General features: G+C 50.5%; 8 protein-coding genes. All 8 read right to left on the bottom strand.

The features are described 5' to 3' along the window. Positions 1-55: 55 nt before the first annotated feature. A complete protein-coding gene (locus HU760_RS22515; protein ID WP_186678072.1) occupies positions 56-1,801 on the bottom strand; it encodes a hypothetical protein in 1,746 nt (581 codons plus the stop codon). 80 nt (positions 1,802-1,881) lie between these two features. Next, positions 1,882-3,189 carry a hypothetical protein gene (locus HU760_RS22510; RefSeq protein WP_186678071.1) on the bottom strand — a complete coding sequence of 436 codons (1,308 nt, stop codon included), beginning with the start codon at positions 3,187-3,189 and terminating at the stop codon, positions 1,882-1,884. A gap of 59 nt (positions 3,190-3,248) precedes the next feature. Then, on the bottom strand, positions 3,249-4,415 hold the full coding sequence (locus HU760_RS22505; protein WP_225932894.1) for a glycosyltransferase family 4 protein: 1,167 nt from the start codon (positions 4,413-4,415) through the stop codon (positions 3,249-3,251). Positions 4,416-4,417: 2 nt separating this feature from the next. Continuing rightward, the gene (locus HU760_RS22500) at positions 4,418-5,644 is read right to left on the bottom strand and encodes a glycosyltransferase (RefSeq protein WP_186678066.1); all 1,227 of its coding nucleotides are present in this window, start codon (positions 5,642-5,644) and stop codon (positions 4,418-4,420) included. A 61-nt stretch (positions 5,645-5,705) separates the two neighbouring features. Next, positions 5,706-6,134: a hypothetical protein gene (locus tag HU760_RS22495; RefSeq protein ID WP_186678062.1), complete on the bottom strand. Its 429-nt coding sequence runs from the start codon at positions 6,132-6,134 to the stop codon at positions 5,706-5,708. Between the two features lie 36 nt (positions 6,135-6,170). Continuing rightward, entirely contained in the window at positions 6,171-11,228 is a 5,058-nt protein-coding gene (locus tag HU760_RS22490; RefSeq protein ID WP_186678060.1) for a glycosyltransferase family protein, read from the bottom strand. A gap of 13 nt (positions 11,229-11,241) precedes the next feature. Beyond that, positions 11,242-12,504 carry a UDP-N-acetyl-D-mannosamine dehydrogenase gene (wecC, locus tag HU760_RS22485; RefSeq protein ID WP_186678052.1) on the bottom strand — a complete coding sequence of 421 codons (1,263 nt, stop codon included), beginning with the start codon at positions 12,502-12,504 and terminating at the stop codon, positions 11,242-11,244. Beyond that, positions 12,501-13,643 carry a non-hydrolyzing UDP-N-acetylglucosamine 2-epimerase gene (gene wecB, locus HU760_RS22480; protein ID WP_186678050.1) on the bottom strand — a complete coding sequence of 381 codons (1,143 nt, stop codon included), beginning with the start codon at positions 13,641-13,643 and terminating at the stop codon, positions 12,501-12,503. Before wecB ends, wecC begins: the two co-directional genes overlap by 4 nt. Between the last annotated feature and the right edge of the window lie 409 nt (positions 13,644-14,052).

Raw genomic sequence — 14,052 nt, 5'->3', positions numbered from 1 at the left:
CTACTAGCAAAAACGGATTGTGCTAAGTGCTTGCTTTCGTTTGCCTTGTGTCTGTCTATTGGTCTATTGGGGACCTTAGATCACAATCAACTTTAAGTGCTCGTGCATGGCTCAAGATTTCTTTTATTAGATTTAAAGCCGCTTGGTAGTCGCGCTTGTTGATATAGCGTTCAAATAGATACATCACTGAGCAAAGTTTTGCAGTCTCTAAGTTGATCTGCCTGGATGCATTCTGGATATTCGAATTTCTGACGGCATCTTCCAGTTTTTGATGCTCTGTAACGGGCCAGTTTGCGCCGACTGGTTCAAAATGCCAATTACCCCATTGAAGGGATGAAAGCTGGCCATCGAGATTTTTCAAAAGTGTGTCAGGTGTGATATCAAACGAAATAAGTTGTTTAGGAAGATCGCTTAAGTACAACTTAATCGATTTCATTTCCTCTGAAAGTGCCAGGACCTGGGCTTGGTCTTGAGCAGTGACTGCATAAAGACTAAGCTCCTTTAGCATGTTCGCATGTAATCTGTTTTCTAAATGGCTTTTGGACCTTCCAAACTTCTTTAACAGCGCGGCAGGTGGAGTGAGGGCTAGTAGTTGCGCTTGAAACTCAAGAGAGTTTAGGTAGTATTCTCTACCAGACATCTTGTCTTCATGATTCCATTCAAATATGTGATATGCGCTGTCTTTCAATAACCCAGACTTCAGGAGTTTTGGGCAAGGCAAGTTGTTAATTTCTGAGATTAACGAGGCCTCTTGCGATGCTGCGTAGGCGCGAGTTGAGTCAAATAACTTTATAATAAAACTTTTACGTTTAGTATTCGATGCGCAGTCGACACCATAACAGTATACATCTGGGTAGCCAAGCTGGAAATTATTAACGCTTTCTACCGTAAAATCTTGCGTGAAAAGTGATTTTAAAACAGCAGGCATCCAGTGTTGTCGCTGTTCTGGCGCAATGAGAGTGTGGATATTGTCAGTTTTCTGAGAGGGCGTTGATAAAAGTGGGAGATTATGAAAGAACATGGCAGTAATTTGCAGGTGCTGCGCCCGCAACATAATCAGTTTGATGCAAAAGCCAATTAGGCGTTGCAGTGACTGTCTCACCAGCAACAAAGATATTAGGGCTGTAAAAGCTGGAGGGGGAGTGAAATAGAGAAAATCACCGATTACCCCCAGGAACACGATGAGGAATATAAAACCACTGACTGTGTTTAGCGCGTCTTGGGAGTGCAGGGTGATTGTCTTGCGAAGTCGTTTGGATTGGTTATATGCAATAGAGAGTATAGAGTAGGATGCAACAATGCATGCGCCGATCAAGGTGGAAATAAGAGGGTAAAAAATAAAAAGGACGATTGCCGAAATGATAAAAAATAGGAGGTCAGCCAATCCTCTGGTGAATCTGGAATATGCATTTATTGCAATGGATTCTTGGTTGTCAAACAGTACAATTTTCTTGGTTTTTGCTATTAGTGAACGCGCTCCGTGCGCGGTGACCTTTGTTGCAAGAAGTTCAAAGCACAGGTGTATGGCATAGAAAAAAATCGCGCTGACACTAAGCCAGATTACTACAGTGTTGTGTGAGTAGCTTTTAATTGCGCTGGGGAAATAATTCGGGATACTGCCTGAGCTGACAATAATAATCGCCTTCAACGGCAGAAAAAAAGCCAGAAGCAGCAAGACTTGGCTGAATATGTAAATAACTTGAACCGAGGACGTTTGGATCGGTGCCGCCCCCAAAAACTTTTTGCCGAGCGAAAAAGCCCAGCGAATGCATTGGTTGAGTTCGGTTCTGAATTGCGACATGGTTAACTCCGAATTGGGTTAGCCTGGGTGAATAATTAGAACTCGCCAAGAAGCCATGCTCCTTGGCGATCAAGAGTGTATTAGAAGTTCTCAATGAACGTTATCAGTTCCTCATGGTTTTTAAACTGATAAGTGCCTATGTGTTCGTCGTAGTAGCTTTTTTTATTTTGATTGGAGTAGTTTCCGCCGTGACGATTGTAGGAAAAAATTGGTTTTTCTAGCTTGAAAATTTTATGCGGTATGCTCCGGCCTGCAATATTCTGCACGTCTTCAAAGCGTTCATGGATTGCATAAGGCGTGAGGGGAATCATGCCGCGGCCTACCGAAAACTTGCATCCAGTCATCATCCTTGAAAAAACCACGTCATGGACGACAGAGTTTCCTCCGGGTGTTAGGTAAGTAGTCCAGATGCGATTGATTCCAATAACGGTCTGGGGGTTTTCCTCATCAAGGTCCTTGGCTTCTTGAACGGCCAACTCAACAATCTTGCTGAAATAGTGAGGGGAAATAAAATCGTCATCATCAATTGCAACGCGAATCAATAGTTGCTCAGGTGAAATTTTTTCAGGAGCGATGCCTGCGGCGCTTAACGCGCTTGTAAATATTTTTTCGCGAAGTTCAGGATATGTAGAGTTAGGTCGGCGTAAACGGTCAATGTGCGTCTCATGCTCATTTTTATATCCATCCGCAGGGTGATCATATATGTTCAATATGGTATTTCCCTGAAGTTGAAGGCGCTCAATTGATTTCCGAATTTCATCAATGGCACGGCCTTTGTCGCTGGATACATGAATCAGCCAAGCGAAGTTTTTATAGTCCTGCTTTGCAACTAGACCGATTAGTCCTTTGAAATAACTCAAGTATTTTGTTATTGCGGAAATATTTGTTTCTGTGTCGCAGAATAGCGTTTCTAGCAGTATTAATGGGGTTTTGTTGCAGAAGGATGCTTTTTTCTCGATCTCGGGCGCGCAGTAGTTGAAGCTATTGTAAGCTGTCATCATTGCTAACACGGATTCATTGTTGCCAGACGGCATGGCAATCAATAGGTCTTCTGTTGGCCCGTATACGCGAAGCGCCAGGCGAAAATACACCGTTCCTTCCGGAGGATTAAATGAAATCATCTGGTTGGACGGATGTATCTTGCTGTCAATCTTGGTTTTATTGGCGTCGAAATAAAAAAAGGCAATACTTATTGAGGTGCCATTTCTGCAAAGAAGGGAAAAAGTTGCAGATTCTATATCGCTAAACCACTCAGAAAAAACTAGCACATCGGAGTACACATACTCGTGTTCCGTCTGGCCGAGAGTGGAAATGCATGTTATACCGCCATCTCCATGCTCGAGTTTGACGTTTGGTGTACTGTTTTTAAATGCGTTGATTAGATTCATTTGAGTGATGCCATCTATTATAAAGGCGATACCGGATGAGATACTGCTATACGGAAAACTTATGTTTCTTGTAATAGCACGTTAGCCATTTTCTTAATAATTTGTTTTCGTGAAAACTTGCTAACGAAATCTCTTCTGTCAGTCACGCCAATATGGAGCTTTTGGAGTGCTGTAAGTGCCGATTCGACATCGCAGGGATTGAAAATTCCAATGTTGGTAATGTTATTTGAGGCAAATTCTGCTGAAAATCCACTCAGGCCTCCGAGGATCGGTTTCTCGGTGGCTGCATATTCAAAGAGCTTTGAAGGTATCACATTTTTCAGTGAAGGCATATCATTGAGATGCAGGAAAAGCACATCTGCATTCTGATAGTACTTGATTAAGTCGGTTCTTCGCACGGGCTCAATAATCTCGACGTTGGTAACGCTGTGTTGAGATAGTGCAGACTTCAGCTGAGTGATGGCACTTCCACATCCGATGACAGTGAATTTTGCTTGTTCGGAAAGCTTGGCTGCTAATTGCGGGATTATATGATGCAGCCCTTGGCCCATGCCGATGTTTCCCGCGTATAAAATATTTAACTTCGTACTGGCTGGTTTGCTTTGCAGTAGCGGGTTTTCAATAAAAATGTCATCAATACCATTCGTGTGCACCGTAAATGGCATATTGGGGTATTGGCTTTTGAAGTAATTCACGAAACCGGGTGATGCTAAGTTTACAGATTGAGCTTTTGTTACTGTCCAGCGTTCCAGGAACCGTAGGCTCCAAGCGGCGAGGCAGCCTACCCGCATAGGAAAAACATCCGGTAGTGCATCTATAAACAGATCTCTCAGGTCGAGGAAAAGCTTGATGTTCAATTTTCGTGCAACAAAGGAGCCGAGCGTGGCCGTCATCATCCGCGATGACGTCGCGAACACCACATCGTATTCTTTTCCTTTAATGAACTTAATAACTTCCTTGGCATATTGCGAAAACAGTATCGCCTGCCCGAGAAAACCGCCGCAGCGAGCTCCCACCGCGATGCGCCTGACAGTAACTGCTTCAGATATTTCAACTGAAGATGCTGCCGGCGTGTAGCTTTGGTAACGACTTGGCTGTGTTGTTAATACCGTAACAGTCACTTTTTTATCGCTATCCTTGACTAGCGAGTTTACCAGAGCCTTGGTCCTGAAAGACCCGGCAGAGAGGTCAGGAGGATAGTAAAAGCTGAGTATAAGGATATTCATGCTCAAGCGGCTTTATTCTTATGGCGGGGCGATACGGTCTGATAGAGATCCAATAGCAGCTTCTCCTGTGTTTCCCACGACAGATTTTTTGCGGCTTTCTTCGAGTTGTCTGCGAACTTTTTGCGTAACGCGCTGTTGCAGATCAATTTATTAAGGCTATCTATAAGGGCTTGGTCGCTACCAGCAGGAACGAGAAGGCCGGTTTCATGCTGGGAGATGATTTTTCTGATTTCCGGGAAGTTCGTTGCAACCGAGGGCACGCCCGCTATTATGTACTCGAACAGTTTGTTGGAGTCTGTGCTGAAATGGTTGAAGCAAGTATTCTCAATAGGCTGCACCGCAATGTCTGCGCCAGCAGTATATTGAGGCAGGCTAGAAAGAGGAACTGTCGGGATGAAGTGTACAACCTGCTGCAGGTTCAACTCATCTCGAATAGATATTAACTTGGAAGTCAAGCGTCCACCGCCAATGAGCACTACGTAGCAAGGGTTAAGGTGCTTGGCGCACCGTATGAGTTTTTCTAACCCTCTGCCGCTTTGAATCCCACCTTGATAGAGCACGATCGGCCATTCTTCGGAAAGGCCAAGCTCTTCGTAAAGAATACGGGTTCTGGAGCACTCGAAATATCGTGGTCTGTTTTGCAGGACAGTGGGTCTTTCAACCTTGTATAACCGAGCCAGGTATTTGGCGCGAGTATCGGTAGTCGTAATGACTGCAGACGCGCGCGGGATCAAGAAGTTCTCTACCCGCGCAACTGCTTTCTTCAAGCCTGCGTAGCCTTCCCGACTGGTACTGATTTCATGCGCATCGTAGATCAGCTTTGCGCCGGTGATGATTTTTACCAACCAGGCAGTGGGCAAGGTGTTGACGTCATGCGCATGAATGACATCTGGCCGATATGCTGCCATTTTCAACAGCAAGCCCAAGTGAGTCCACATTCGGGCAATCACTCTCAATGCCGAAATGCGCGCGTGGTCTGAATGTGCTTTTGATGCGGTTACCGGTGAAGCAATGCTACTCTTCGTTTTTCTCCAGCGCCATAATGGCGACCGAGCAACCCTGCTAACGCTGAGGTTTTCTTGAATGACTTCTGATTGCAGGGTTTTTCCAGGTGTGTGGAGTGCGAAAACCGTGACGCGGTAATCCGAAGCCGCGAGAGTTTGTGCTTCCTTCAATACTCTGGCGTCATTGACGAATTCATTCCAAACAATCATCGCGACTTTTGTCACTGCTATACCTGCTAGTCTATATTACGCGTACGGTCTGTTACGGTGTAGCTGTTCGGAACTCTCAAGACTCGCTGAAATACATTTTCATTTTGGTAGTTGGAGCACTGCTCTCACCGTTTTCAATGTAAATGGCACCGATAGTCGAGACACCATCTTTTTTATAGTGGATCTTGTATTGCTTGGCGCTATCTTCCATTACACTGCGTTTGAAACCAAGTTCTTTGAGTTGCATATAAACCGAGTTCTCGGCGGCTTTGGCAACAGACTTGGTGTAGATTTCGTAGTTTTTTACTTTTCCGTTTGGAGAGTCTTGTTCATAAGCTTTAAAGGAGTCGCCTGACGCGTTCAGGGTGTCGCCGCCTGGTAGTGTAATTTCATAGGTTTTTGCATGCGTTTGCGGTGCACTTGCATTTTGTTCTTCTTCGGAGCCACAGCCAAAAAGAGACAGGGAGATCAAGACGGCTGTTGCTACTTTGAGTTTGATTTGCATGTTTCTACTCTTGCTTCGCTTTAGTCGGTGTTGGAGTTACGCTGTAATAATTGCCAGTTCGTCTTCGATGATTTGAGCTTTAGCTGTTTGTCGCATTACACGTTGGTGTGCAGCGCAAGACATCTGTGCGAAAAGCTCAGGAGACTCGATGATCCTTTTGATTCCGTCAGCCATCATCTGGGCGTTTTCGGCGTCCGCAAGAATGCCGCACTCATGGTCCACAAACTCTGGGATCGCGGTCACTCCGTTTGTAACTGCGATAAGACCCGAAGACATCGCTTCGTCACGAGAAACACCTTGAGCGTCCATTCGGGTTGGGCACAGGAAAATACCGTACTCTTTATGCAGCGCAGCGATTTGCTCATGCTTCAAAAAGCCGCGTTCAATCTTTACGTTATTGAACTGCCGGAGATCTGAAAGTGTTTCTTCAAATAGTGCTCCATCACCAATCATTCTGAATTCGATATCGTTGAAATAGCGTTCTTTAGATAATATCTTGATCGCTTCTACGCTTAAGTCATTTGCATATTTTGCTGATGCATAAGGGCGAATAGAGAGAACTTTGAAGCGTTGGGCGGACGGTTTTTCCTGGTAAACGAACGTGTCGGTATCAATAGGGTTGTGGATGATTTCATATTGTTCTTCCGGAATGCGGAAGCCCAGGTCCTCCATGACTTCTTCAGCGAAGTAACGGGACACGAATACCAGTTTCAAAGTGGCTGGCATATCGCTCAGCATTTCACGCCAGAACGACATGCGTTTTTCGCTTTCTACCTTTGCCACCGCCAGCTGGCTTTCATCAGTGTAGTTGTACTCGCGACGCCACCACGGCTGTATTTCGGCTCCATGCACCCAGACAACTACCTTGACCAAGTGAGTGAAGCGTTTGAGTACTTGCCACATATCAGGATCCAGGAAGTGCACCAGCACACTCTTGTACTGGCCGCTTTCGAGCATCTTGGCAAGCGTAGTCTGACAGCCAGTTACTACGTCGACATTCTGGAACTCGTGATAACTGACCGCTTCATTCTTGCGCAGGCGGAAGATATCGACGTTCACATTCTGTTCCTGATAGGCTTTCACACGGCTGTGAACAAAGCCGTTGCGATATAGGTCTGTATAATTCGGATAATGGTTGGTGACAACCAAGTGGTTCGAGCGTCCCAGCATCTCCGATGGCTGCAAGTTGCGATGACCGAGCACCAAAGCCTTGATCTCTGTACTGCCAGCAGCATAGGCGCGTAGGCCGAAGCGCACGAACGCGGCTTCAGGTGGTACTTCGGAGGTCTGATTGCGGTTAGCATGCTGCATCACGTGGCTGATCCGTTGCTTGTCGGCATCGAGGAACAGCACGACCAATTGCAGATTAAGACCCGGCGTGCAGTCAAGGTATAGCTTGAGTTGTCGATTGTGAATATTGAGTTGATCCAGGCGCACTTCATTCAGTGCGTATACATATTCGTGCTTGCCATCCGCCAGCTTGGAGTTTAGGCGCCAGTTATGCATATCGACTTTTAGGTCGAGGAACTTGTTGTGCTTCACACCGAAAATTTCGGCCAATTCGCGACCGGTAAGCTCCGGCGAGTCATGGCTGACTTCCATAGGTTCAATGGCTTCGGCACGAGCCTGCAATTGGGTGATCGAAATACCAAGGTTCAGCTTCAGGTCACCAACTTTGGCGCTGATAGTATCTTGTTGCGCTGCACCGTTCTCGCAATAGTTGAACGGGTCGATAGCCAAGCCTTGCTCATGCGTGTACTCCAATGATGGCAGGCTCTTCAACCAGTTACGCAATGGCTGGTCGGCAACGACTTCAGTCTTTATCAGTGAGCGGCGTGCACTCAATGATTGAGCAGGGCGGTATGCCAGATCACTCGACAGCAACTCGGCATTACGCCCATTGCAGGCAAAGTGAGCAGCTTTACCAACCAGTTGTGCACGGCTGTAGCGCGTTGCCAGCGCGAGGTCCAGCAGATAGTTAGGGCCGTAATAGTCTTCCGGTACAAACGCGGCAACCCACGGGCTGCTGCCAACCAGTTCGCCAAGGCTGATTTTTTTCAGCTGGGCTGGTTTGAGTACCATGATACGAGGGTCGTCACTTACGATGCTGCTCTGATAGGCATCGGTGATGATAATCATGCGGACCTGACTGTAGGCCTGTCGGTCCAGGTGGGCACGCAAAATGTCGAACTGGTGGCGGTCCTGCGCTTCGCAGACGATCACAATTTCCGGTAGACGCTGGGTCTTGACGGTACCTGTCACCTTGCTGAGCACGTATTCCAAGCGCTGGGTATATGTGTGCTCTTGCATCACTTTGCGCAGGGCGGCGAGCTTCAACTTGTCACCATTCAATGGATCTTCCGCCAGTAACTGCAGGCGGCGTAGCATTTCTTCGCCATTGTCGGTGGTCACGACTAGGTCGCCGAATAACAGGCGCACACCGCGCGAGAAGTTGCTGACGGTGATGGTGTTGCAGCCCAGCAGCTCGAACACGCGACGCGCAAACATTGATTGCGATTGCTTGATCGAGTTTAGGTTGATTGCGTAGCGATAGCCTTTATATGCGGTGTCAATTTTTTCGAAGGGCAGCGTCCCGACGATATACGGCTGGTATTCTTCGGGGAATTGGTAGTTGGCATCGTTCTTGCCAAAATTGCGGTCGAAGATTTCCAACGGGCGGAACTTAGGCAGCTCGCAAACAAAGTTGCCCAGATCACGGGTACGCTCCGGGTACCGAACATAGTAGGCACCAGCGAAACAGAAGGCATCTTTGCGCTCGTACAACTCGATCGGGTTATGCAGCGCTGGTTGGCAGGCGAAGGGTAGCAGGTAGACTCGGTCGTGACCGAGAGCACCTTTATAGCGGTGAATGCAGTCGATATCGGTGGTGAAAACGTGGTCGAACTGCTTGGCAGTGGTCAAGAAGGTCTCGAAATGAACTGGGTCTTCCTTGTTCCAGAACACCGTCGGTACGTTGTGTTGACGGCACCATGCCAGAATATCCTGAAGCTCCTGGCTGTTATGGCCAACCTTGCTACCCCACAGTTCATCCTTGCCGCGCCAGGCAGACTCGATGAATAGCAGTTGTGGGCCGAAACGCTCAAGCTCCGCCTTCCACTTGGTGGGCGTGAGCTGCATCAGGTCGCATTCGTAGCGATAGGAGCCGAAGGTAAACTCATCCATGATGCAGGCTACTTTCAAGCGGCCTACAAGGTCGTCAGCCTGGCGCAATAGCGTAGCGCGGCTCTTCTCGCCAGTCGGGAGGGTAACCGGTAGTTTCAGATAGCGCTCGTCCTGAACGTTAGGCGCTGGCGGCAGAAGAGCTTTGAGCGGTTCACTGGCAAGCAATTTCTGCTCGTTCTTTTGCCGTTGTTGACTGGCTTTGCGATAAAGACGCAAGAGGCGCACAGGCAACTTCACCAAACCGCCCAATGATTTCGCGCTATTTTTTAGCTGGTAGCCCAACTGGTAGGTGGTACTTGAGCGCGTCTTGACCAACCGCTGTTCTGCCAGATGGCGTTGAGTATTGGCGCGCTCCAGATTTGCATTCAACTCATCAATCTTGCGCTGTTGATCGGCGCTGCGTTCCAGCAGTTCCTTGATATTGGCTTTCAATTGCGGAATATGTTCCGCATTCAGGGTGCGATATTTCAGATTCGCCGCCCCTAATCCTGCCTTTGATGAGTTCAGCTCATTTTCCAACTGCATGCGAAGGACTTGCCATTGCTCATTGGTAGCTGCGAGACTCGCCTCGGCCGCTTGGCGGCTAGCGATCTCAAGAGCCAATCGCTCTTCGAGTTCACCTTTTGCTTGGGTTAGAGAAGCAATAATCTCCGCTTGCTGAGCTTTGGCTGATTCTGCTTGAGCGTTGGAAAGTGCAATATCTTGCAGTTGATTTTCCAAGTCGTTGCGCTGCTCCAGCAAAGTACTAATGGTATTAACCTGAGCCGCATGCTCGCGCTTCGATTGTGCCTGAGCATCGATCACTTGCTTTAGCTGAGCTTCCAATTCAGCCTGACGAGTCTTCAACAGCACGATGAGTTCTGCCTGCAAGGCATTGGCGCGCAGGCTTTGAGCATGCAATTCCTTCATATACTCCAATTCGCTTTCCATTTCGGCTTCGAGTTCAGCCTGGCGCATGCGCCGCGCTTTTTTGATGGTGGTCTGCTTGTCTGATACTTGTTGGCTTCGAGCGAGCAAGCTATCCACGTGTTGCTCTTGATCTCTCAGTTCAAGAGCTACCTGACGAATGCGGAGCGCCGTGATGGTTTCGCTCTCAGCGGCATCGACTTGATAGGTCAGTGCATCCGATTCGGGCAGCTCAAGCAGCGGGTCTCCCTGTACAGCATGTTTTTGCCAATTGCTGGTCGTGTCAGACTCGCTTCGCAAGTTGCACGCTATAGATTCGAATTCTTTTTCAATTTCCCGAACGCAATCAACAGTAAGGTAGTCGTTTGTGTCGGACTGATATGATTCGTTTTTTACAGCAACGATGCCCAGCCATTTGCCAAGTAATTTTACTTTGACAATTTGCAAACGCTCGGCCAGCAGGCGGAACGGTTCCATCCGGTAGAACGTCTGTCTGTGGTCAATGAAGTCTTTGACCTCGAATGGCATGGTGATCACCAGCCGGCCACCCTGTTTGAGCAGGTCATAAGCCTTTTCGACAAACAATTCGGGGCGTACCAGATGTTCAAGCACTTCGCTGATGACAACGGTGTCAGGTTCTACCTCGAGCGTATCCAGCGCGAGGAAGTCTGAATTGATATACGTGACGTTCTGCTGGATGTGGGCCGGTTCGGCAGACAGGTAACCCTTGGCCTCTTCGATGGCCTGCGGGCTGGTATCCACGCCAGTGACCTGGCAACCCTCACGTGCCAGCAGCAAGGGCACGATACCCTGCGAGCAGCCGACATCAAGGATTCTGCGCCCTTTGACCTGGGCGCAGATCCAATGGATGCGGGACTGCGTTTCGCGCATGAACTGATCCCCCAGCTTGCCGTAATAGGCTTCCATCACGCGGTCATGAATATCGGCCAGAGGTGAAGGCAGCTCAGTGTTCACGGTGGAGGTCTCAAGCGTGGGGTTGTTCATGCGGTTTGATCCATCAAGCCTGGGTAACGCCAGCGGCGTCGATCACGAATGCTGCGTCGCGTACGTTGAAGGTGCCGCGGAATTCGCGGTGCTTCACCAGCAGTACGTGAATGTCGGCGCTATCCTGCGCATGGTCGAAGTCCACGTGCTCATGGCGCGCCAGGCGCTGCGGCAGGGCTTCGATGTTCGGTTCGACCAGTTGCAGGGTGGCTTCCAGCTCGTTGCCCAGGCGCTCGGCGATGCTCAGCGCCGGGCTTTCGCGCAGGTCGTCGATGTCGGCCTTGAACGCCAGGCCGTAGCAGGCGATTTTCACTTGCTGGGCCGACTTGGCCGGGTTCTTGATCAGGAAGTTGGCCAGGGCCATCTTCACCTTGTCGATCACCCACTCGGGCTTGCTGTCGTTGACCACGCGGGCGGTGCGGATCAGGCGTGCCTGCTCCGGGGTCTGGCTGACGATGAACCAAGGGTCTACCGCGATGCAGTGGCCACCCACGCCCGGGCCAGGTTGCAGGATGTTGACGCGCGGGTGGTGGTTGGCCAGGCGAATCAGCTCCCACACATCGATGTCCAGCTTGTCGCAGATGATCGACAGTTCGTTGGCGAAGGCAATGTTCACGTCACGGAAGCTGTTTTCGGTCAGCTTGCACATTTCTGCGGTGCGGGCGTTGGTAACGATGCATTCACCTTCTACGAAGGTGCGATACAGGCGCACGGCCGCTTCGGAGCACTTGGCGGTCATGCCACCGATGATCCGGTCGTTTTCCACCAGCTCGCGCAGCACATGGCCTGGGAGTACGCGCTCAGGGCAGTGGGCAATGCGGATATCGGAAGCTTCGCCGTGGGTTTGCGGGAAGCTTAGGTCCGGGCGAGCCTGGGCCAGCCAGAAAGCCATCTGCTCGGTGGCACCGACCGGCGAGGTGGACTCGAGGATGACCAGGTCTCCCTTCTTCAGCACAGGCGCGATGGCCTTGCTGGCGGACTCGATGTAGCTCAGGTCCGGCTGGTGGTCATCCATGAACGGCGTCGGCACGGCAATCAGGAAGGCGTCGGCCGTCTCCGGAACGGTAGAGGCGCGCAGAAAACCTTCGGTCACGGCAGCGTGTACCACCATGTCCAGCTCGGGCTCGACGATGTGAATTTCGCCACGGTTGATGGTATCGACCGCATGCTGGTTCACATCGATACCGATCACCTGCTTCTTGCGGGCGGCAAAAACGGCAGCAGTTGGCAGGCCTATGTAGCCCAGGCCTACGACAGAAATTTTGTTGAAACTCATACTGCGTCCTTGGAGTTTGAGAAGGCGGAGAGTGCGTCGAGGATTCGCGCGCACGCTTTTCCATCGCCGTATGGGTTATGGGCAAAACTCATCTCGCGATAGGTCGCATCGTCGGTAAGCAGTTTCGCCAGGTGCTCGGTGATCGATTCGACGTCGGTGCCTACCAGCTTGACGGTCCCGGCGGCCACGGCTTCGGGGCGCTCGGTGGTGTCACGCATCACCAGTACTGGCTTGCCCAAGGCAGGGGCTTCTTCCTGGATGCCGCCGGAGTCGGTCAGGATCAGGTATGAGCGGGTCATCAGATACACGAACGGCAGGTAGTCCAGCGGTTCGATCAGATGAATGTTGCTGACATCGGCCAGCAGGCGGTTGACCGGTTCGCGCACGTTGGGGTTGAGGTGCACCGGGTAAACGATGTCCACGTCAGGGAACTGTCGCGCGGTTTGTACCAGGGCCTGGCAGATGCGCTCGAAGCCGCCACCAAAGTTTTCGCGACGGTGGCCAGTGACCAGCACCATGCGGCGTTGCGGGTTCAGGAAGCTGAACCGGGATTCGAACTGGCTTTTAAGCTGGGGGCTTTCCAGCTTGCGCACCACTTCCAGCAGCGCGTCGATCACGGTGTTGCCGGTGGTGTAGATGGTCGTGGCGTCGGTGCCTTCCTTCAGCAGGTTCTCTTGCGAAGTGGAGGTCGGCGCGAAGTGCAGGGCAGCCAGGGCACCTGTCAGGCGGCGGTTGCCTTCTTCCGGCCAGGGCGAATACAGGTTGCCTGTGCGCAAGCCCGCTTCCACGTGAGCGATGGGAATCTGCTGGTAGTAGGCGGCCAGGCTGGTGGCCAGGGTTGTTGCGGTGTCGCCGTGCACCAGCACCACGTCGGGCTTGAACTCGGCCAGCACAGGCTTGAGACCCTGCAGGATGGCAGTGGTCACATCGGTCAGGTCCTGGCCTGGCTTCATGATGTTCAAGTCGTAGTCGGGCGTGATCTCGAACAGCTCCAGTACCTGGTCGAGCATCTGGCGGTGCTGGCCAGTGACGCAGACGCGTGACTCGAAACGGCCATCCTGGGCGAGGTTGAGGGCCAGGGGCGCCATTTTTATGGCCTCTGGGCGGGTGCCAAATACGATTAGGGTCTTGAGGGACACGGCGACGGTCTTCTGTGTATTGAATGAAGGCGGTGGATCAAGTGCTACGGCTGTGGATCCTGGGTGTTATACAAATCGGCCGGAGGGGGTGGCCTGGGTGGCGCCACGCACGCAATAACGGACGAGGAGCCGGGGAGGAGATGAAGAAGAATTCATGTTGGCTCGGATCCTTCAAGCATAGCGGTTGTCCAGTGACGGTAAATTTATCATTTCGTCATCAAGATGGCATCCCGTTTGGCACGCATTTTTCCGCTGAAGGCCAGGTTTAGCGCTTATATATCTATAAATTGGATCCTATTTGGAGATTTTAAATCAGGAAAAACGATTGTTTGATTATATTCAGGCACCGTGCCAAGACTTTCCATTCGACCAAGCCATGCGACGAACGGATGTAGGCCTTTAGCAGCAA

This window comes from Pseudomonas oryzicola (assembly GCF_014269185.2).
Taxonomy (GTDB): Bacteria; Pseudomonadota; Gammaproteobacteria; order Pseudomonadales; family Pseudomonadaceae; genus Aquipseudomonas; species Aquipseudomonas oryzicola.
This window is presented reverse-complemented; position numbering and strand designations above follow the sequence as displayed.